General features: G+C 71.1%; 14 protein-coding genes and 1 tRNA gene. All 15 read right to left on the bottom strand.

What is annotated here, in order from left to right:
* Positions 1-40: 40 nt before the first annotated feature.
* Positions 41-625, bottom strand: coding sequence for a protocatechuate 3,4-dioxygenase subunit alpha (gene pcaG / locus H488_RS27020; RefSeq protein ID WP_017833283.1), 585 nt, complete (start codon positions 623-625; stop codon positions 41-43).
* Complete coding sequence (gene pcaH / locus H488_RS27015; RefSeq protein WP_017833282.1) at positions 618-1439, bottom strand: protocatechuate 3,4-dioxygenase subunit beta; 822 nt, start codon at positions 1437-1439, stop codon at positions 618-620. Before pcaH ends, pcaG begins: the two co-directional genes overlap by 8 nt.
* A gap of 158 nt (positions 1440-1597) precedes the next feature.
* Complete coding sequence (locus H488_RS27010; RefSeq protein ID WP_017833281.1) at positions 1598-2797, bottom strand: 4-hydroxybenzoate 3-monooxygenase; 1200 nt, start codon at positions 2795-2797, stop codon at positions 1598-1600.
* A gap of 135 nt (positions 2798-2932) precedes the next feature.
* Positions 2933-3697 (bottom strand): IclR family transcriptional regulator, encoded by a 765-nt coding sequence (locus tag H488_RS27005; protein ID WP_017833280.1) that lies wholly within the window; start codon positions 3695-3697, stop codon positions 2933-2935.
* Between the two features lie 149 nt (positions 3698-3846).
* Complete coding sequence (locus H488_RS27000) at positions 3847-7731, bottom strand: DNA-directed RNA polymerase subunit beta' (protein ID WP_031282944.1); 3885 nt, start codon at positions 7729-7731, stop codon at positions 3847-3849.
* A 61-nt stretch (positions 7732-7792) separates the two neighbouring features.
* Positions 7793-11302, bottom strand: a complete 3510-nt coding sequence (gene rpoB / locus H488_RS26995; protein WP_017833278.1) for a DNA-directed RNA polymerase subunit beta — start codon at positions 11300-11302, stop codon at positions 7793-7795.
* A 276-nt stretch (positions 11303-11578) separates the two neighbouring features.
* Complete coding sequence (gene gcvP, locus H488_RS26990; protein ID WP_017833277.1) at positions 11579-14407, bottom strand: aminomethyl-transferring glycine dehydrogenase; 2829 nt, start codon at positions 14405-14407, stop codon at positions 11579-11581.
* A gap of 198 nt (positions 14408-14605) precedes the next feature.
* Positions 14606-14989 (bottom strand): 50S ribosomal protein L7/L12, encoded by a 384-nt coding sequence (rplL, locus tag H488_RS26985; RefSeq protein WP_017833276.1) that lies wholly within the window; start codon positions 14987-14989, stop codon positions 14606-14608.
* 98 nt (positions 14990-15087) lie between these two features.
* A complete protein-coding gene (rplJ, locus tag H488_RS26980) occupies positions 15088-15612 on the bottom strand; it encodes a 50S ribosomal protein L10 (RefSeq protein ID WP_017833275.1) in 525 nt (174 codons plus the stop codon).
* 299 nt (positions 15613-15911) lie between these two features.
* A complete protein-coding gene (locus H488_RS26975) occupies positions 15912-17063 on the bottom strand; it encodes a GNAT family N-acetyltransferase (RefSeq protein WP_017833274.1) in 1152 nt (383 codons plus the stop codon).
* Between the two features lie 145 nt (positions 17064-17208).
* Positions 17209-17916: a 50S ribosomal protein L1 gene (rplA, locus tag H488_RS26970; protein ID WP_017833273.1), complete on the bottom strand. Its 708-nt coding sequence runs from the start codon at positions 17914-17916 to the stop codon at positions 17209-17211.
* A gap of 89 nt (positions 17917-18005) precedes the next feature.
* On the bottom strand, positions 18006-18437 hold the full coding sequence (rplK, locus tag H488_RS26965; RefSeq protein WP_017833272.1) for a 50S ribosomal protein L11: 432 nt from the start codon (positions 18435-18437) through the stop codon (positions 18006-18008).
* Positions 18438-18583: 146 nt separating this feature from the next.
* Complete coding sequence (gene nusG, locus H488_RS26960) at positions 18584-19432, bottom strand: transcription termination/antitermination protein NusG (RefSeq protein ID WP_017833271.1); 849 nt, start codon at positions 19430-19432, stop codon at positions 18584-18586.
* 84 nt (positions 19433-19516) lie between these two features.
* A complete protein-coding gene (secE, locus tag H488_RS26955; protein WP_017833270.1) occupies positions 19517-19789 on the bottom strand; it encodes a preprotein translocase subunit SecE in 273 nt (90 codons plus the stop codon).
* A 109-nt stretch (positions 19790-19898) separates the two neighbouring features.
* Positions 19899-19971: transfer RNA gene (locus H488_RS26950), tRNA-Trp, on the bottom strand.
* Positions 19972-20408 lie beyond the last annotated feature (437 nt).

Raw genomic sequence — 20408 nt, 5'->3', positions numbered from 1 at the left:
GCGGGGGCCCCCGGGCGGCCGGGGCCCGCGCACGGAACGGTCACGCCTGGAGGTTCGGGTAGGTGAGGAAGACGGTCTCGCCCTCGCCCTGGAGCCGGAGGTCGAAGCGCAGGGAGCCGTCGGCCTCCCGCTCGGCGACCAGGGTGCGGCGGCGGTCCTCGGGCAGGGAGCGCAGCAGCGGGTCGTTCGCGAGGGCCTCGGTGTCCTCCGGCAGGTAGATGCGGGTGAACAGCCGGTTCGTCACGCCCCGGGCGAAGACGGTCAGCGTGATGAACGGCGCCTTGCCGGGCTCGGTCGGCCCCGGGTCAACGGTGGTGAAGGTGTAGTGGCCCTCGTTGTCGACGGACGCGCGGCCGAAGCCGGTGAAGGTGTAGCCGTCGCGCACGAGCGAGCCGGTCGCGGTGGGGACGTCGCCGTTGCCGTCGGCCTGCCAGATCTCGAGCATGGCGTCCGGCACGAGGTCGCCGTGGCCGTCGGTCACCGTGCCGTGCAGGCGCACCGCCTGCGGGTGCCCGAGCGGGACGAGCAGCTCGCCCTTGTCGTAGGGCAGCGCGTAGCCGAAGAACGGCCCGATGGTCTGGCCGGGGGTGGCCGGGAGTGCGGGGGTCGCGGGGGTCTCAGACATTGGAGTCGCCTTCCGTCCAGGTGCGGTTCGAGCCGCTGAGCACGATGTCCCAGGTGTAGCCGAGCAGCCACTCGTGCTCGGACGCCTCGTGGTCGTAGTCGGCCACGAGCCGGCGGCGGGCCTCGGGGTCCACGATCGACTGGAAGATCGGGTCCAGCGCGAACAGCGGGTCCGAGGGGAAGTACATCTGGGTGATCATCCGCTGGGTGAAGTCCGTGCCGAACAGGGAGAAGTGCACGTGCGCGGGCCGCCAGGCGTTGTGGTGGTTCTTCCAGGGGTACGGCCCGGGCTTGATGGTGACGAACTCGTAGGATCCGTCGTCGCCGGTCAGGCAGCGCCCCACGCCGGTGAAGTTCGGGTCGATGGGAGCCGGGTGCTGGTCCCGCTTGTGGATGTACCGCCCGGCCGCGTTGGCCTGCCAGATCTCCACGAGCTGGCGGCGCACGGGCCGGCCGTCGCCGTCGAGGACCCGGCCGCGGATCTTGATCCGCTCGCCGATGGGCTCCCCGCCCGACTGGATGGTCAGGTCCGACTCGAGCCGGTGCACGTCCCGCTCGCCGAAGGCGGGCGCGTGCAGCTCGATGGTCTCCGGGTCCGCGTGGTGCAGGTCCTTGGTGGGGTGCCGCAGGATCGAGCTGCGGTAGGGCGCGTAGTCCAGCCGCGGCTGCGTCTCGGTGCGGCCGGACGCGCTGTAGTCGGCGCTGATGCCGGCCATCTCGCGGTCGAGGTCGGCCTGCGTGTCCGCCGCGTCGTCGGGGCCCTTCGGGGTGAGGTGCACGAAGGACTCCTCCGGCCCCTGGTCCTGGTCGGTCATGGTTCAGCTCCTTTGTTGCGAGGTGGCTGCCGCACCGGCGGGCGTGGTGCCCGCGGCGAACTCTCCGAGGCTAGCGCATTCGGTGCAGCATTCGCACATGTGTTCACTGTGCGAACTTATTGTGGGGTCACAGTGGGGAGGTCCGGCGGGGCCGGGGGTCAGCGGTCGTCGGGCCAGCCGGTGTAGGACTCCGCGAAGTAGGCGGCGCCGCGCTCGGAGCCGGTGATCGCCTTGAACTCGCCGCGCCGGCGCTTCTGGTTGAAGGGGTTCTCCCCCGGCTGGGTGTGCATGAGGTGGGTGGCCCAGTAGGAGAAGTTCTGCGCCTTCCACACCCGCTCCAGCGCCGTGGCCGAGTACCCGGCCAGCCCGGTGCCGTCGCCCGTGCGGAAGAACTCGACGATCGCCGGGGCGAGCACGCGGACGTCGCAGAACGCGAGGTTCAGGCCCTTGGCGCCGGTCGGGGGGACGGTGTGGCCGGCGTCGCCGACGAGGAACAGGTTGCCGTGGCGCAGGGGCTCGCAGACGTAGGAGCGGAACTTCAGCACGGTCTTGTCGAAGATGGGGCCCTCCTGGAGCCGGAGCCCGTCGGGGCCCTCGACCCGGCGCTGGAGCTCGGCCCAGATCCGCTCGTCGCCCCAGTCGTCGACGTCCTCCTCCGGGTCGCACTGGAAGTACATCCGCTGGACGGTCCCGCTGCGCTGGGAGATGAGGGCGAAGCCGTGCTCGGAGTTCGAGTAGATGAGCTCCGGGGCGCTCGGCGGGGCCTCGGCGAGGATGCCGAACCAGGCGAAGGGGTACTCGATGAAGTTGTCGGTGCGCTCCTGCTCCGGGATGGCGCGGCGGCAGATGCTCTGCGAGCCGTCGGCGCCCACGAGGATCTCGCAGCGGACCTCGAAGTCCTCGCCCGCGGCGTCGGTGAAGCGGATGCCCGGCCGGTCGGTGGTCAGGTCGACCACCTCGGTTTCCGTGACGGACCAGCGGACGTCGCCGCCGTCGCGCTCCCGGGCGTCGGCCAGGTCCAGGAACACCTCGTTCTGCGGGTAGAGCCACACGGACTCGCCGACGAGCTCCTTGAAGTCGATCCGGTGGCTCTCCCCCTCGAAGCGCAGCACGGTGCCCTCGTGCTCGTGGCCCTCCGTGAGCACCCGCCCGTCGACGCCGGAGTCGGTCAGCATCCGCACCGTGGGCGCCTCGAGGATGCCCGCCCGGTGGGTGGCGTGGATGGTGTCTTTGTCGCGCTTCTCGACCACGATGCTGTCGATGCCGGCGCGGCCGAGCAGGTGGGCCAGCATCAGCCCGGCGGGGCCGCCGCCCACGATGCCGACCTGCGTGCTGAGAACGGTGCGCTGTGCGCTCATGAGTGCTCCTGGTGATACGACGGGAATCGTGTCCAGTGTCTCAGCGGCCTGTGGGCGGCACCACAGTTGTCCCGTTGAACGGGATGCTGGAGGCGACGGGCGCGGTGTGCCCGGGAGCCGGTGCCGCGGCCCGTCTCAGCGGGGGGCGTCCCGCAGGGTCCGGCGGATGCCGTGCGCCGCGGTGTGCAGCGCCTGGACGATCGCCCCGGCCCGCGCGGCCGGGTCGCCCGCCGGGGTGATGACGCCCAGGCCCGCCACCACCTGGTCGCCGCGCCCCCGCACGGGGACGGCGATCCCCGCCGTGCCGGCCTCGAGATAGCCGGTCTGCAGGGCGTGGCCCGCGCCGCGGATCCGCTCGAGCTCCGCGGCCAGCACCGCGGGCTCGGTCGGCGAGAGCTCGGTGAACGCGGTGAGGGGCCCCTGCAGGTACTCCTCCTGGTAGTCCTGGGGGGCGTGCGCCAGCAGCACGAGGCCCGTGGCCGACAGGTGCAGGGGCAGCCGGCCGGCCACCTCCGACCGGACGGGCACCGCCCGGGGGTGGGAGAGCCGCTCCACGAGCAGCACCTCGCGGCCCTCCACGATGCCGAGCTGCACGTGCTGGCGCAGCACCGCGTGGATGTCGCCCATGAAGGGGCGGGCGGCGCGCGCCAGGCCGAGCTCGCGCGAGGAGCGGTTGACCAGCTCCCACAGCCGGGTGCCGACCACGTAGTGCCCGCCCTCCACCCGCTCGAGCCAGCCCTGGCGGGCCATGTCCCGGGCGAGCCGGTGCGCGGTGGCGGTGGGCAGCCCGGTGAGGGCCGCGATCCGGCCCCCGGTCAGCCGCGAGTCCTCCGCCGTGAACGCCGCGAGGATCCGGTCCGCCCGCTCGAGCACGGACTCCCCGGTGGGTGAGTTCGCCATGGTGACTCCTGGGGCTCCTTCCTGGTCCGCGGCCCGGCCCCGTGACCGGCCGCGGGACGGGGGCAGCCCCGCCCCGGAAGACGCTACTTCCGGAACGGGGCTGCCGTGGTGACCACGAGGGTGATCACGTCCTGCGCGGGACGCCGACCTCAGTTGGAGCCGAAGTCGTAGTCCTCCAGCGGGATCGCCTGGAACTCGGCGGGCGAGGAGTTCTCCTCCGCGTAGCTGAAGTCCGAGAACGAGCCCGGCTCCGTGAACAGCGAGGCCTTCGCCTCGTCCGTCGGCTCCACGTCGATGTTGTTGTACCGCGCGAGCCCGGTGCCGGCCGGGATCAGCTTGCCGATGATCACGTTCTCCTTGAGGCCCACCAGCGGGTCGGACTTGCCCTCCATGGCCGCCTGCGTGAGCACGCGGGTGGTCTCCTGGAAGGACGCGGCCGACAGCCACGAGTCGGTGGCCAGCGAGGCCTTGGTGATCCCCATCAGCTCCGGGCGGCCGGCGGCCGGCCGGCTGCTCTCGGCCACGGCCTTGCGGTTGGCCTCCAGGAAGCGCACGTTCTCGACGAGCTCGCCCGGCAGCAGGTCCGTCTCGCCCGACTCGATGATCGTCACGCGGCGCAGCATCTGCCGCACGATGACCTCGACGTGCTTGTCGTGGATGCCCACGCCCTGGGAGCGGTACACGCGCTGCACCTCGTCCACGAGGTGCTTCTGCGCCTGCCGCGGACCGCGGATGCGCAGCACCTCCTTGGGGTCGACGGCGCCCGAGACCAGCTGCTGGCCGACCTCGACGTGGTCGCCCTCGGTCACGAGCAGCTTGGCGCGGCGCAGCACCGGGTACCCGATCGCCTCGTCCCCGTTGTCCGGGGTCACGACGAGCTTCAGGGCCTTCTCGGTGTCCTCGATGCTGACCCGCCCGGCGACCTCCGAGATCGGCGCGACGCCCTTGGGCGTACGGGCCTCGAAGAGCTCCTGGATACGGGGCAGACCCTGGGTGATGTCGCCGTCCGAGGACGCCACACCACCGGTGTGGAAGGTGCGCATCGTGAGCTGCGTGCCCGGCTCGCCGATGGACTGCGCGGCGATGATGCCGACGGCCTCGCCGATGTCCACCAGCTGGTTGGACGCCAGCGAGCGGCCGTAGCAGGCCGCGCAGACGCCCACCGCGGACTCGCAGGTCAGCACGGAGCGCACGCGCACCGTGTCGGCCCCGCCCGCGAAGAGGGCGCTGATGAGCCCGTCGGAGAGGTCCGTGCCGGCCTCGGCCAGGATCTCGCCGTTGGCGTCCACGACGTCCACCGCGAGCACCCGGCCGTGCACCGTGTTCTCGATGTCCTCGTGCAGCACGCGGGACCCGCTCTCCTGCACGTCGGCGAGCGGCAGGTTCAGGCCGCGCTCCGTCATGCAGTCCGCCTCCCGCACGATGACGTCCTGGGAGACGTCGACGAGACGACGGGTCAGGTAGCCCGAGTTCGCCGTGCGCAGCGCGGTGTCGGCCAGGCCCTTGCGGGCACCGTGGGTAGCGATGAAGTACTCCAGCACCGACAGGCCCTCGCGGTACGAGGACTTGATCGGGCGGGGCATGATCTCGCCCTTGGGGTTGGACACGAGCCCGCGGATGCCGGCGATCTGGCGGACCTGCATCCAGTTGCCTCGGGCGCCGGAGGACACCATGCGGTTGATGGTGTTCAGCGGCGACAGGTTCGCCTGCATGGCCTGGGCGACCTCGTCCGTGGCCTTGGTCCAGATGTCGATGAGCTCCGAGCGGCGCTCGTCGTCGTCGATCAGACCACGGTCGTACTGGCCCTGGATCTTCGCGGCCTGCGCCTCGTAGCCCTCCATGATGGCGGGCTTCTCCGGCGGGGTCGCGATGTCCGAGATCGCCACGGTCACGCCCGAGCGGGCCGCCCAGTGGAACCCGGCGTCCTTGAGCTCGTCCAGCGTGTGCGCCACGGTGACCATCGGGTACCGCTCCGCGAGATCGTTGACCAGCGCGGACAGGTGCTTCTTGTCCGCGACGGCCTCGTCCCAGGGGTAGTCCTCGGGCAGCGTCTCGTTGAACAGCACGCGGCCCAGCGTGGTCTGCACCAGCACCGGCTGACCCGGCTCCCAGCCCTCGGGGGCCTCCCAGCCCTCGAACGGCACGAAGTCGTCCAGCTCGATCCGGCACAGCGCGTTGAGGTGCAGCCGGCCTGCGTCGTGGGCCATGATCGCCTCGGCCACGGAGGAGAACGAGCGGCCCTCCCCCTCCTCGCCCTCGCGGACGGTGGTGAGGTGGTACAGCCCGATGATCATGTCCTGCGAGGGCAGGGCGATCGGCTTGCCGTCCGAGGGCTTCAGGATGTTGTTCGAGGACAGCATCAGGATGCGCGCCTCGGCCTGGGCCTCCGGGGACAGGGGCAGGTGCACGGCCATCTGGTCGCCGTCGAAGTCGGCGTTGAACGCGCCGCACACGAGCGGGTGGAGCTGGATGGCCTTGCCCTCGACGAGCTGCGGCTCGAACGCCTGGATGCCCAGACGGTGCAGGGTGGGGGCACGGTTGAGCAGCACGGGGTGCTCGGTGATGACCTCCTCGAGCACGTCCCACACCTGGGGGCGGTAGCGCTCGACCATGCGCTTGGCCGACTTGATGTTCTGCGCGTGGTTGAGGTCCACCAGCCGCTTCATCACGAACGGCTTGAACAGCTCCAGCGCCATCTGCTTCGGCAGACCGCACTGGTGCAGCTTCAGCTGCGGGCCGACCACGATGACCGAGCGGCCGGAGTAGTCGACGCGCTTGCCGAGCAGGTTCTGCCGGAACCGGCCCTGCTTGCCCTTGAGCATGTCGGACAGCGACTTCAGCGCGCGGTTGCCCGGCCCGGTGACCGGGCGGCCGCGGCGGCCGTTGTCGAACAGCGAGTCCACGGCCTCCTGCAGCATCCGCTTCTCGTTGTTGACGATGATCTCCGGGGCGCCCAGGTCCAGCAGGCGCTTGAGCCGGTTGTTGCGGTTGATCACGCGCCGGTAGAGGTCGTTGAGGTCCGACGTGGCGAAGCGGCCGCCGTCGAGCTGGACCATCGGGCGCAGCTCCGGCGGGATCACCGGGACGGCGTCCAGGACCATGCCCAGCGGCGAGTTGTCCGTGGTCAGGAACGCGTTGACGACCTTGAGCCGCTTCAGGGCGCGGGTCTTGCGCTGACCCTTGCCGGTGGCGATGGTCTCCCGCAGGGACTCGGCCTCCGCCTCGAGATCGAAGGTCTCGAGGCGCTTCTTGATCGCCTCGGCCCCCATCGAGCCCTCGAAGTACATGCCGTAGCGGTCCACCATGACGCGGTAGAGCGCCTCGTCTCCCTCGAGGTCGTTGACCTTGAGGTTCTTGAAGCGGTCCCAGACCTGCTCGAGGCGGTCGATCTCCAGGTTGGCGCGCTTGCGCACGTTGGCCATCTGGCGGTCGGCGGAGTCGCGGAGCTTGCGCTTCTCCGCGGCCTTGCCGCCCTCCTCCTCGACCCGGCCGAGCTCGGTCTCGAGGTCGCGGGCGATCGCGGCGATGTCGGAGTCGCGGGTGGACTCCATCTGCGCCTTCTCCCGGTCCACGGCGGCCTGCAGGTTCGGCAGGTCGTCGTGGCGGGCGTCCTCGTCCACCGACGTGATCATGTACGCCGCGAAGTAGATGACCTTCTCCAGGTCCTTCGGGGCGAGGTCCAGCAGGTAGCCGAGCCGCGAGGGCACGCCCTTGAAGTACCAGATGTGGGTCACGGGAGCGGCGAGCTCGATGTGGCCCATGCGCTCACGGCGCACCTTGGCCCGGGTGACCTCCACGCCGCAGCGCTCGCAGATGATGCCCTTGTAGCGCACGCGCTTGTACTTGCCGCAGTAGCACTCCCAGTCCCGGGTGGGACCGAAGATCTTCTCGCAGAACAGGCCGTCCTTCTCGGGCTTGAGCGTGCGGTAGTTGATGGTCTCCGGCTTCTTGACCTCGCCGTAGGACCAGGTCCGGATGTCCTCCGCGGTCGCAAGACCGATCCGCATGAGGCCTAGTGAAGATTCGTTGGACATGAGGGTCCTTTATCTCTTTCTCTGGAAAAGTTGACGTCTCGTCGGGGTGGACCGAGCGGGATCAGACCTCTTCGACCGAGCTGGGCTCGGAGTGCGAGAGATCGATGCCCAGTTCCTCGGCCGCCCGGAAGACCTCGTCATCCGAATCGCGCATCTCGATGGTGTTGCCGTCCGCCGAGAGCACCTCGACGTTCAGGCACAGCGACTGCATCTCCTTGATGAGGACCTTGAAGGACTCGGGGACACCCGGCTCGGGGATGTTCTCGCCCTTCACGATGGCCTCGTAGACCTTCACGCGCCCGTGCACGTCGTCGGACTTGACCGTCAGCAGCTCCTGCAGCGTGTAGGCGGCGCCGTACGCCTCGAGCGCCCAGACCTCCATCTCGCCGAAGCGCTGGCCGCCGAACTGCGCCTTACCGCCCAGCGGCTGCTGGGTGATCATGGAGTACGGGCCGGTGGAGCGCGCGTGGATCTTGTCGTCCACCAGGTGGTGCAGCTTCAGGATGTACTGGTAGCCCACCGACACCGGGTCCGGGAACGGCTCACCGGAGCGGCCGTCGAACAGCCGGGCCTTGCCGGACCGGTCGATCAGCCGCACGCCGTCGCGCGTCGGGTTGGTGTGGTCGAGGAGGTCGAAGATCTCCTCCTCGCGCGCGCCGTCGAACACCGGGGTGGCCACGTTCGTGGGGCCGGACTGCTTCGGGAAGTTCGGCAGCCGGTCGAGCCACTCGGGGTCGCCCTCGATGTTCCAGCCCTGCTTCGCGAGCCAGCCGGTGTGCACCTCGAGGACCTGCCCCAGGTTCATGCGGCCGGGCACGCCCAGCGGGTTGAGGATGATGTCCACGGGGGTCCCGTCCTCGAGGAACGGCATGTCCTCCAGGGGCAGGATCTTCGAGATGACGCCCTTGTTGCCGTGGCGGCCGGCGAGCTTGTCGCCGTCCGTGATCTTGCGCTTCTGCGCCACGTACACCCGGACCACCTGGTTGACGCCCGCGGGCAGGTCGTCGTCCTCGTCGTCGCGGTCGAAGACGCGCACGCCGATGACGGTGCCGGACTCGCCGTGGGGCACCTTCAGGGACGTGTCGCGCACCTCGCGGGACTTCTCGCCGAAGATCGCCCGCAGCAGGCGCTCCTCCGGGGTCAGCTCGGTCTCGCCCTTCGGGGTGACCTTGCCCACGAGGATGTCGCCGGCCTGGACCTCCGCGCCGATGTGGATGATGCCGCGCTCGTCGAGGGCGGACAGCACCTCCTCGGACACGTTCGGGATGTCCCGGGTGATCTCCTCGGCGCCCAGCTTCGTGTCGCGGGCGTCGATCTCGTGCTCCTCGATGTGGATCGAGGTGAGCACGTCCTCCGAGACCATGCGCTGGGACAGGATGATCGCGTCCTCGTAGTTGAGGCCCTCCCAGGACATGTAGGCGACCAGCAGGTTCTTGCCCAGGGCAAGCTCTCCCTGGTCCGTGGAGGGGCCGTCGGCGATGACCGAGCGCTCCTCGACGCGATCGCCCTCGGAGACGATGACGCGCTGGTTGTAGGTGTTGCCCGGGTTGGAGCGCGTGAACTTGTTGATCGGGTAGACCGTGGTCGTCCCGTCGTCGTTGAGCACGCGCACGAGGTTCGCCGAGACCTCCTCGACCACGCCGGCCTTGCGGGCCAGCACGGAGTCCCCGGCGTCCAGGGCCGCGTAGCGCTCCATGCCGGTGCCCACGAGCGGGGCCTCGGACTCGAGCAGCGGCACGGCCTGGCGCTGCATGTTGGCGCCCATGAGCGCGCGGTTGGCGTCGTCGTGCTCCAGGTACGGGATGAGCGCGGTCGCCACGGACACCATCTGGCGCGGGGAGACGTCCATGAACTGCACGGCGGTCGGGTCGACCAGCACGGCCTCGCCCGAGCCGTCGGCGGCGCGCGCGAGGACGGCGTCCTCGGCGAACCGGTTGTCCGGGCCCAGCGGGGCGTTGGCCTGGGCGATCGTCACGCCGCGCTCGTCGTCGGCGGTGAGGTACTCGACCTCGTCGGTGACGAGGCCGCCGACGACCTTGCGGTACGGGGTCTCGATGAAGCCGAACGGGTTGATCCGCCCGTAGGTCGCCAGCGAGCCGATGAGGCCGATGTTGGAGCCCTCGGGGGTCTCGATCGGGCACATGCGGCCGTAGTGCGACGGGTGGACGTCACGGACCTCCATGCCGGCGCGGTCGCGGGAGAGACCGCCCGGGCCGAGCGCGGACAGGCGGCGCTTGTGGGTCAGGCCCGCGAGCGGGTTGTTCTGGTCCATGAACTGCGACAGCTGCGAGGTGCCGAAGAACTCCTTGATCGCCGCCACGACGGGACGGATGTTGATCAGGGTCTGCGGGGTGATCGCCTCGACGTCCTGGGTGGTCATGCGCTCGCGCACCACGCGCTCCATGCGGGACAGGCCCGTGCGGATCTGGTTCTCGATCAGCTCGCCCACGGCGCGGATGCGGCGGTTGCCGAAGTGGTCGATGTCGTCGACGTCCACGACGACCTCGCGGGGCTCGCCGTCGCGCACGCCCTTCATGGTGCCGCCGCCGGCGTGCAGGGTGACGAGGTAGCGGATCATCGCGACGATGTCGTCGACCGACAGCACGGAGGCGTCCTCGTCCTCGAACGCCTTGTCGAGGCCCAGCTTCCGGTTGATCTTGTACCGGCCGACCTTCGCGAGGTCGTAGCGCTTGGAGTTGAAGTACATGTTGTCGAGCAGCGCCTGCGCGGCGTCGACCGTGGGCGGCTCCCCCGGGCGCAGCTTGCGGTAGATGTCCAGCAGCGCGTCCTCGCGGGACTCGACGGTGTCCTTCTCGAGGGTCGCCCGGATGGAGTCGAACTCCCCGAACTCCTCGAGGATGCGGGACTCGCTCCAGCCGAGGGCCTTGAGCAGCACGGTGACCGACTGCTTGCGCTTGCGGTCGAGGCGCACGCCCACCTGGTCGCGCTTGTCGATCTCGAGCTCGAACCACGCGCCGCGCGAGGGGATGATCTTCGCGGAGTAGATGTCCTTGTCCGAGGTGCGGTCCTGGCCGCGCTCGAAGTAGGCGCCCGGCGAGCGGACGAGCTGGGACACGACGACACGCTCGGTGCCGTTGATGACGAAGGTGCCCTTCTCGGTCATCAGCGGGAAGTCGCCCATGAACACGGTCTGCTGCTTGATCTCGCCCGTGTTGTTGTTCATGAACTCGGCCTTGACGTACAGGGGCGCCGAGTACGTGGCGTCCCGGTCCTTGCACTCGTCCATGGTGTACTTCGGGTCGTAGAACTCCGGCTCCGAGAAGGACAGGGACATGGTGCCCTGGAAGTCCTCGATCGGGGAGATCTCCTCGAAGATGTCGGACAGCCCGGAGGTGCGGGCGATGCCCTGCTCCCCGGTCTCGATGGCCTGCTGGACCCGGGCCTGCCACCGCTCGTTGCCCACGAGACGGTCGAAGCTGTCCGTCTGGAGGGCCAGCAGGTTCGGCACGTCCAGCGGTTCATGGATCTTGGCGAAGGAGATGCGGCGCGGGATGTTCCCGTCGGCCGGTCGGTTAGCGGTTACGTTCGAATCGGTGCTCGAGGCGACCAAGATGGATTCCTTCCACAGACCTGCAGTTGAATCGCGCAGTTCCCGAATCGGGGATACGGGTGGGCGAGGGCCAGCGGACTCGAGATGCTGGTTCGCTCCCCGGGGGCGCCCACCGCTATATGAAGGCACGCAGAATGAGGGACAACGCAAAGATCCAGCATAGACGCGAAGTGCGGCTCTGTCCACACGACCGGTGGACGCGGGCGTCCACCGGTCGTAGGATGGGAAATTTCGTGCTCCGGGTCTCACCGGCACCGGGGGCGCCGGGCCCGCGGGTCAGCCCGCGGCCGCGAACGCCTCGACCGGCGGGCAGCTGCAGACCAGGTTGCGGTCCCCGGCGGCGTTCTCCACCCGGCCCACGGGCGGCCAGAACTTGGCGCGGCGCAGCTCGGGCAGCGGGTAGGCGGCCCGGGACCGGGGGTAGGCACGGTCCCACTCGTCGGCCGTGAGCACCTCCGCGGTGTGCGGCGCGCGGCGCAGGACCGAGTCCTCGAGTGCGACCTCGCCGTCGGCCACGGCGGTCATCTCCGCGTGGATCGCGCGCATCGCGGCCACGAACCGGTCGAGCTCCGCGAGGTTCTCGGACTCCGTGGGCTCCACCATGAGCGTGCCCGCCACCGGGAACGCGAGGGTGGGGGCGTGGAAGCCGTAGTCGACGAGCCGCTTGCAGACGTCCTCCGCGGTCACCCCGGAGGCCTTCGTGAGCGCGCGCAGGTCGAGGATGCACTCGTGGGCCACGAACCCGCCCGGGCCGGTGTAGAGGGTCGGGAAGACGTCGGCCAGCCGGGCGGAGACGTAGTTCGCGCTGAGGATCGCGGTGCGCGACGACGCGGTGAGCCCCTCCGCGCCGGTCATGGCGATGTACATCCAGGAGATCGGCAGCACCCCGGCCGACCCGTGGCGGGCCTGGGACACGGGGAAGGAGTCCTCCCCGCCGTCCGGGGCCGCGGGGTCCCCGGGCAGGAACGGCACGAGGTGCTCCGCCACGGCCACGGGCCCCACGCCGGGCCCCCCGCCGCCGTGCGGGATGCAGAAGGTCTTGTGCAGGTTCAGGTGGGAGACGTCCCCGCCGAAGCGGCCCGGCCGGGCGAGGCCCATGAGCGCGTTGAGGTTGGCGCCGTCCACGTAGACCTGGCCCCCCGCCGCGTGCACGGCCTCGCACACGGCCGTGATCTGCTCCTCGAACACGCCGTGCGTGGAGGGGTAGGTGACCATGATGCCCGCCAGCTCCTCCCCCACGCTCCCGATCTTCGCGGCGAGGTCGTCCAGGTCCACGGAGCCGTCCCCGGCGGTGGCCACGACCACCACCTTGAGGTCCGCGAGCACCGCGGAGGCGGCGTTGGTGCCGTGGGCCGAGGACGGGATGAGGACGGTGGTGCGCTGCCGGTCGCCCCGGGAGAGGTGGTAGCGGCGGATCGCGAGGAGCCCGGCGAGCTCGCCCTGGGAGCCGGCGTTGGGCTGGACGGAGACCGCGGCGTAGCCGGTGATCTCCGTGAGCCAGGACTCGAGCTGGGCGATGAGCTCGCGCCAGCCGAGGGTCTGGTCCTCGGGGGCGAGCGGGTGGATCGAGGCGAACTCGGGCCAGCTGATGGGCTCCATCTCCGCGGCGGCGTTGAGCTTCATGGTGCAGGAGCCGAGCGGGATCATGGTCCGGTCGAGGGCCAGGTCCTTGTCCGCGAGGGAGCGCAGCCAGCGCATCATCGCGGTCTCGGAGCGGTGCAGCGTGAACACGGGGTGGGTCAGGTAGGAGTCGGTGCGCAGCAGCTCGGCGGGCAGGTCCCACGCCCCGCCCGCGTCGTCCGTAGCCGCGGCGCCGAAGGCCGCGAGCACGGCGTCGACGTCGCGCTCGTCGTGGGGCTCCCCCACCGACACGGAGACGTGGTCCGCGCCGGCCCGGCGGACGTTGATCCCACGCTCCGCGGCGGCGGCCACGACGGCGTCGGCGCGGCCGGGGACCTCGGCGAGCACGGTGTCGAAGAACCGGTCGTGGACCACGCGCACGCCCGCCGCGGCGAGCCCGGCGGCCAGGCGGGCGGCCAGCCCGTGCACGCGCTCGGCGATGGCGCGGAGCCCGTCCGCGCCGTGGTAGGCGGCGTAGGCGCCGGCCACGACGGCCAGCAGCGCCTGGGCGGTGCAGATGTTCGAGGTGGCCTTCTCGCGGCGGATGTGCTGCTCGCGGGTCTGCAGGGCCAGCCGGTAGGCGGGCCGGCCGGAGGAATCGGTGGAGACGCCCACCAGGCGACCGGGCAGGTTCCGCTCGAGGCCCTTGCGGCAGGCGAGGAACGCGGCGTGGGGCCCGCCGAAGAACAGGGGCACCCCGAAGCGCTGGGCCGAGCCCACGGCGATGTCCGCGCCCTGCTCCCCCGGGGAGCGCAGCAGGGTCAGGGCCAGCAGGTCGGTGGCCACGGCCACGAGCGCCCCCCGCGCGTGCGCCTCCTCGGCGCGCTCGGCGAGGGGGACGACCTCGCCGTCGACGCCCACCTGGGTCAGGACCACCCCGAAGAGCTCGCCCTCGGGCAGCCCCTCGGCGAGGTCGGCGACGACCAGCTCGATGCCCACGGCCCGGCAGCGCCCGCGCAGCACGGCGAGGGTCTGCGGGAGCGTCCGGGCGTCGACGACGACGCGCCGGCTCGTGGCCTTCCGGTTGGCCCGGCGCATCATGAGCACGGCCTCGGCCACCGCGGTGGCCTCGTCCAGGAGGGAGGCGTTCGCCAGGTCCAGGCCGGTGAGGTCCATGACGGCGTTCTGGAACGTGAGCAGGGCCTCGAGGCGGCCCTGCGAGATCTCGGGCTGGTAGGGGGTGTAGGAGGTGTACCAGGCGGGGTTCTCGAGGATGTTGCGGCGCAGCGCGGGCGGGGTGACGGTGTCCGCGTAGCCCTGCCCGATCATCTGGGTCATCACCCGGTTCTTCGCCGCGACCCGGCGCAGCGCCGCGAGGGCCTCGTGCTCGGACATCGGGGCGGGCAGGCCCAGCGGCTCGGAGGAGGCGATGGTCGCGGGGACGGCGCGGGCGACGAGCTCGTCGAGGTCGGCCGCGCCGACGGTCTCGAGCATGATCGCGGTCTCGGCGGCGTCCGGGCCGAGGTGGCGTGGCAGGAAGGACAAGGTGAGCTCCTCGTGGTCCGAGGCCCGGTGGGGCCCGTCCGCCCTCCCCCGCCCGGACTCTCCCGCTGCGCGTGGGCGGCCGATGTGGTCGTGCCCCCAGTCTCCCACAGACCGTCCGGGCCCGGCACGGCACGAGGCCCCGGACGCCGTGCGTCCGGGGCCTCGCAGGAGCGTCCGTGAAGGGACGCGTCCGGGGTCCTACTTGAGGGTGACGGTGGCGCCGGCGCCCTCGAGGGCCTCCTTGGCCTTGTCCGCGGCCTCCTTGGTGGCGCCCTCGAGGACGGCCTTGGGGGCCGAGTCCACGAGGTCCTTGGCCTCCTTGAGGCCGAGGGAGGTCAGCGCGCGGACCTCCTTGATGACCTGGATCTTCTTCTCGCCGGCGGCCTCGAGGACGACGTCGAACTCGGTCTGCTCCTCGGCCTCCTCGGCGGCGGCGGCCGGAGCGGCGGCACCGGCGACGGCCACGGGGGCGGCGGCGGTGACGTCGAAGGTCTCCTCGAAGGCCTTCACGAACTCGGAGAGCTCGATGAGGGAGAGCTCCTTGAACGCGTCGATCAGTTCAGCGGTGGTGAGCTTGGCCATGGTTGTGGCTCCTTTTCGATGGTGTGCCCCGGCCGGGTTCGTCGGCGCGGGACGGTCTGGTTCCGTGGTGAGAATGTGCCTCGCGGCGGGGATGCTGGTCAGGCGTCCTGCTCCTCGACCTTGGCGCGCAGCGCCTCGGCCGTGCGGACGGTCTTCGACAGCGGTGCCTGGAACAGCGCCGCGGCCTGGGACAGGGACGCCTGCGCGGCACCGGCCACCTTGGCCAGCAGCACCTCGCGGGACTCGAGGTCCGCGAGCTGCTTGATCTCCGCGTCGCTCAGGGCCTTGCCCTCGAGGTAACCGCCCTTGACGACGAGCTGCGGGTTCGCCTTGGCGAAGTCACGCAGGCTCTTGGCGGCCTCGACGGGGTCCCCCGAGATGAAGGCGATCGCGCTCGGGCCGGCGAGCTGGCCGTCGAACGCGTCGATCCCCAGCTCCTTGGCCGCGATCGCGGTCAGCGTGTTCTTCACCACGGCGTATTCGGCGTTCTCACCGAGCGAGCGGCGCAGCTCCTTGAGCTGGGCCACGGTGAGGCCGCGGTACTCAGTCAGGACAGCGGCGTCCGAGTTGGAGAACAGTTCCTTCAACTCGGCGACCGCGGCTGCCTTTTCCGGGTTCGCCATGGTACTCCTTCCGGTCTTCGATGCCGGTCGCTGCCGCAAGGGCCCGGGCACAGAAAAAGCCCCGCGCAGATGCCCGGGGCTCGGCGTCGCACCCCGTGCAGGACGGGACGTGCTCGCTGTGCTGGTTCACCTGCGCTGGCGGTTCCTGGCGGAACTCTTACGGCTGTCCTCCCGCTTCGCGCACTCCGAAACGGGGCGCACGGGGCAAGGGGACCACGACCGGCGGTCTTTGGTGTCTCCCAGGCTACCGGAGGCCCCCGCCGCGGCCAAATCGGCTCCGGGGCGGCCCCGGACCCGGCTCAGGCGGAGGGGAAGTCGCGGGCCCACACGCCGCTGCGCCCGGCCACGCGGAAGCCCAGCCGGGCGTTGACCCGGCTCATCCGGTCGTCGCCGCTGTGGCTCCAGGAGTAGACGGTGCGCACGCTCGGGGCCAGCCGCTCGAGCTGCTGCAGGTTGGCCAGCTTCAGCCGGGTGGCGAGCCACCGGCGGCGGTGCTCGCGCAGGACCACGGTCTCGTCCTGCATCCCGATCGGCGGCTCCTCCCCCGCCAGGACGATCTCGGTCATCCCGACGAGGCGTCCGGTGGGCTCGTGCTCGGCGACGGCCACGAGCGAGAGGTTGCCCGCCTCGGCGCGCAGCTGCTCGGTGCGCCGCACGCGCTCGGCGCCCCAGGGCTCTGGCTCGGCGGCGGCCACGGGGGCCAGGAACGAGTCGGTCGCCATGCGCGAGTGCAGGGCGGCGAGCTCGTCGAGCCGGTCCTCGGGGGCCGGGCCGCTCCAGACGTGGATCCGGTACGGCTCCTGCGCCGGCGAGGCCGCGACCTCGTCCAGCAGGGCCGCGACGCGCTCGGGCGGCAGGGGGACGTCCAGCACCCCGAAGTCGCTGACCGACTCGAGCCGGTAGCCGGCGCTGAGGGCGAAGCGGGTCTGCCGGTTGGACACGGGCAGCCGGCCCGAGCCGTCGGCGGCGTCCACCCACTCGACCATCCCGGGCGTGACCAGCGGGAAGACCCCGGTGACGCTGCCGTCGCCCTGGATCTCCTCGGGCCCGGGGTGCTCGGTCTGGATCCGCAGGTGCCGGCGGGACTCGCCCACGGCGAGCTGCTCGGCGGCGGCCAGCAGCTCGCTGCCGGTGCCCTGCGAGGTGACGTCGGGGTCCACGTCGACGGTGATGTGGGCGGAGTCGGTGAGCGTGACCAGGGGCATCCGCACCTCGGCCCGTCCCGCCAGCCGGTCCCCGGCCCACGCCAGCAGGACGACCACGCGCTCGAAGGGGTCCAGCAGGTCCCGGTAGAGCTCCTGGGCGTCACCGGTGAGGTCCGAGATCCCCCACACGTGCTGCCGGGACCGGCGCACGAGCTCCGCGACGCGCCCCAGCAGCTCCTGCGCGGCGTCGTCGAACTCGTCGGGGATGCGCATCTGCTCGATGCGCACCGGGGGGTGCTCGCTCACGTGGGGGGTCTCCGTTCCGTGGGCGCCGGCGGACGCCCGCCGGCTGCTGGGTCGTGGGAGGAATGGTCCCGTCGGACGGGAAGGGGCCCGGCCGCATCGGCCGGGCCCCCACCCGTCGGAGCCCCGCGGGCTCCGGTGCACGGCGTCAGGCGCCGACGACGACCTCGGTGGCGTTCGGGTCGACCGGGATGCCCGGTCCGAACGTGGTCGAGACGGTCGCCTTCGTGATGTAGCGGCCCTTCGACGCGGAGGGCTTCAGGCGCAGGATCTCCTCGAGGGCGGCGCCGTAGTTCTCCGCCAGCTTCTCGAGCTCGAAGGACGTCTTGCCCACGATGAAGTGCAGGTTCGAGTGCTTGTCGACGCGGAAGTCGATCTTGCCGCCCTTGATGTCGTTGACGGCCTTGGTCACGTCCATGGTGACGGTGCCGGTCTTGGGGTTCGGCATCAGGTTGCGGGGGCCGAGGACCTTGCCCAGCCGGCCGACCTTGCCCATCATGTCCGGGGTGGCCACGGCGGCGTCGAAGTCGGTCCAGCCGCCCTGGATGCGGGCGATCAGGTCGTCGGAGCCGACGTAGTCCGCTCCGGCCTCCTCCGCGGCGGCGGCCTTGTCGCCGGTCGCGAAGACGACGACGCGGGCGGTCTTGCCGGTGCCGTTGGGCAGGTTCACGGTGCCGCGGACCATCTGGTCGGCCTTGCGGGGGTCGACACCGAGGCGGAGGACGACCTCCACGGTGGAGTCGGTCTTCGCGGTGTCGAGCTCCTTGGCCAGGGCCACGGCCTCGGCCGGGGCGTACAGCGTGCCCGCGTCGATCTTGGCGGCGGCCGCCTGGTATGCCTTGCTGCGCTTTGCCATCTGCTTCTTCTCCTTGTGCAGTTGTGGTCTGCGGGCCGCGCTCGGCCCTGCCACGTCAATAACGGTGGGTGGTGATCAGCCGAGGCTGGTCACTCGACCTCGATGCCCATGGAGCGGGCGGTGCCGGCGATGATCTTCGCGGCGGCGTCGATGTCGTTGGCGTTGAGGTCTTCCTTCTTGGTCTCGGCGATCTCGCGGACCTGGTCCATGCTGAGCTTGCCGACCTTCTGGGTGTGCGGGACACCCGAGCCCTTGGCGACGCCGGCGGCCTTCTTGATCAGCTGCGCGGCGGGCGGGGTCTTCGTGACGAAGGTGAACGAGCGGTCCTCGTAGACCGTGATCTCCACGGGCACGATGTTGCCGCGCTGGGACTCCGTGGCCGCGTTGTAGGCCTTGCAGAATTCCATGATGTTGACGCCGTGCTGACCGAGGGCCGGACCCACGGGAGGAGCCGGGTTGGCGGCGCCTGCCTGGATCTGCAGCTTGATCAGGCCGGAGACCTTCTTCTTCTTGGGAGCCATGTGCTGGTCCTTCTTCTGCTGGACGTACCGGCGCACAGGAGCGTACGACGGCGGGTGGCCGCCGTGGCGCGGCGGCCGGGCGGCCCGGCGGCGAAGCATGCACCGCGGGGCCGGGAACTGGGGCGGGCCGGAGCGGCCCGCGGGGCTCAGATCTTGGAGACCTGGTTGAAGCCGAGGGTGACGGGGGTCTCGCGCTCGAAGATCGACACGAGGACGACCAGCTGCTGGGACTCCACCTTGATCTCGGAGATCGTGGCGGGGAGGGTCTCGAAGGGGCCCTCCTTGACGATGACGGACTCGCCGACCTCGAAGTCGACGTCGATCTGCGGCTGCGCGCTGGGCTGGGCGGAGGACTCGGCCCCCGCGCCCTGCGGCGCCTCGAAGACCGGGTTGAGCATCTCGAAGACCTCGTCGAGGCGCAACGGCACCGGGTTGTAGGCGTCCTGGCCGACGAAGCCGGTGACGCCCGGGGTGTGGCGGACCGCGCCCCAGGAGGCGTCGGTGAGGTTCATGCGCACCAGCACGTAGCCCGGGATCCGCACCCGGCGCACGATCTTGCGCTGGGCGTTCTTGATCTCGACGACCTCCTCCATCGGCACCTCGATCTGGAAGATGTCGTCCTCCATGTTGAGGGACTGGATGCGGGTCTCGAGGTTCGTCTTCACGCGGTTCTCGTAGCCGGCGTAGGTGTGGATGACGTACCAGTCACCCTCCTGGCGGCGCAGCTTCGACTTGAACTCCTCGACGGGGTCCACGGCGGGCGCCTCGTCCTCGGCCGCGGGGGCCTCCTCGTCGGCCGGGGCCTCCGCCTCGAGCGGGGCCTCCTCGTCGGCGGGCGCGGCGGGAGCCTCGTCGGCGACCGGGGCGTGCTCCGGGTCGTGGGCGGCCGCGAAGTCGTCCTCCTGCACGGAGGTCTCGGCCTCCGGCAGCTCCGGAGCCTGCTGGTCGACCTCGGCCGGTGCCTCGGTGCCGTTTTCGAGCTCGTGCTCGGTCACTGGATCTCCCTCAAAGTTCTTTCGTGGATGTCGTGCTCTGCTGGGTCACGGTGGCCGGCCGCGCCGGTCCGTGCGCCGCCCGGATCAGCCGGCGGCGTCCCCCTGCCCGAAGATCCACAGGGCGGCCTGGCCGAACGCCAGGTCCAGGACCGAGATGAGCACCATCATGAACGCGACGAACACGAGGACGACCAGGACGTAGTTGACCAGTTCGCGCCGGGTGGGGGTGACCACCTTCCGGAGCTCGCCGACGACCTGGCGCAGGAACAGGAACAGGCGCCCGAAGACGCCGCGGGGGCTCTCCGCGCCCTGCTCCGGGGGCTGGCCCGACGCGCGGCCGGCGGTGGTCTGCGACATCGGCTCTCCCTGTGTGGACTCGTGCGTGCCGCGCAGTGCTGCCGGCCCGCCGTCGCCGCGGCGGCTCCCGGCACCCCGTGGGGGTGCCGGGGACCACCCCGGACTGGAGCAGGGCAGACAGGACTCGAACCTGCAACCTGCGGTTTTGGAGACCGCTGCGCTACCAATTGCGCCACTGCCCTACGTGCCTCGCGGCCTCGGCCGGCGTGGGGACGCCGGCCTCGATCGCTCGGACCCGGTCACCGACTCTACCATCCGGTCCCGCCGTGACGGCGCGGCCGAGCAGGCGCCGATGACACCAGTCGTCCATCCTAGGCGACCCGGGCGGCGGGGTGCAATCCGGGCGGGCGCGGCCGCCGGGGCGCCGGGCCCGCGGTGCGGACGCCCGAGTAGCATGGGGGCGTCCGCACCGCCGTCCCCGCACCCGGCGGAGACCGCCCGTTCCCCTCCAGGAGGCCCCCGGTCATGACCACGTCCCGCATCTCCCGGCGCGTCGGCGCCATCGCAGAGTCCGCGACGCTCGCCGTGGACGCGAAGGCGAAGGCCCTCAAGGCCGCCGGCCGGCCCGAGATCGGAAGAGCACACGTCTGAACTCCAGTCACGTCCGCACATCTCGTAT

The organism is Kocuria sp. UCD-OTCP (assembly GCF_000349605.1).
GTDB lineage: Bacteria > Actinomycetota > Actinomycetes > Actinomycetales > Micrococcaceae > Kocuria > Kocuria rosea.
This window is presented reverse-complemented; position numbering and strand designations above follow the sequence as displayed.

Coding starts and splice junctions, on each gene's coding strand:
- pcaG (WP_017833283.1), bottom strand. CDS start 625: ATGTCTGAGACCCCCGCGACCCCCGCACTCCCGGCCACCCCCGGCCAG.
- pcaH (WP_017833282.1), bottom strand. CDS start 1,439: ATGACCGACCAGGACCAGGGGCCGGAGGAGTCCTTCGTGCACCTCACC.
- H488_RS27010 (WP_017833281.1), bottom strand. CDS start 2,797: ATGAGCGCACAGCGCACCGTTCTCAGCACGCAGGTCGGCATCGTGGGC.
- H488_RS27005 (WP_017833280.1), bottom strand. CDS start 3,697: ATGGCGAACTCACCCACCGGGGAGTCCGTGCTCGAGCGGGCGGACCGG.
- H488_RS27000 (WP_031282944.1), bottom strand. CDS start 7,731: ATGTCCAACGAATCTTCACTAGGCCTCATGCGGATCGGTCTTGCGACC.
- rplL (WP_017833276.1), bottom strand. CDS start 14,989: ATGGCCAAGCTCACCACCGCTGAACTGATCGACGCGTTCAAGGAGCTC.
- rplJ (WP_017833275.1), bottom strand. CDS start 15,612: ATGGCGAACCCGGAAAAGGCAGCCGCGGTCGCCGAGTTGAAGGAACTG.
- rplA (WP_017833273.1), bottom strand. CDS start 17,916: ATGGCAAAGCGCAGCAAGGCATACCAGGCGGCCGCCGCCAAGATCGAC.
- rplK (WP_017833272.1), bottom strand. CDS start 18,437: ATGGCTCCCAAGAAGAAGAAGGTCTCCGGCCTGATCAAGCTGCAGATC.
- secE (WP_017833270.1), bottom strand. CDS start 19,789: ATGTCGCAGACCACCGCCGGCCGCGCGTCGGGCCAGCCCCCGGAGCAG.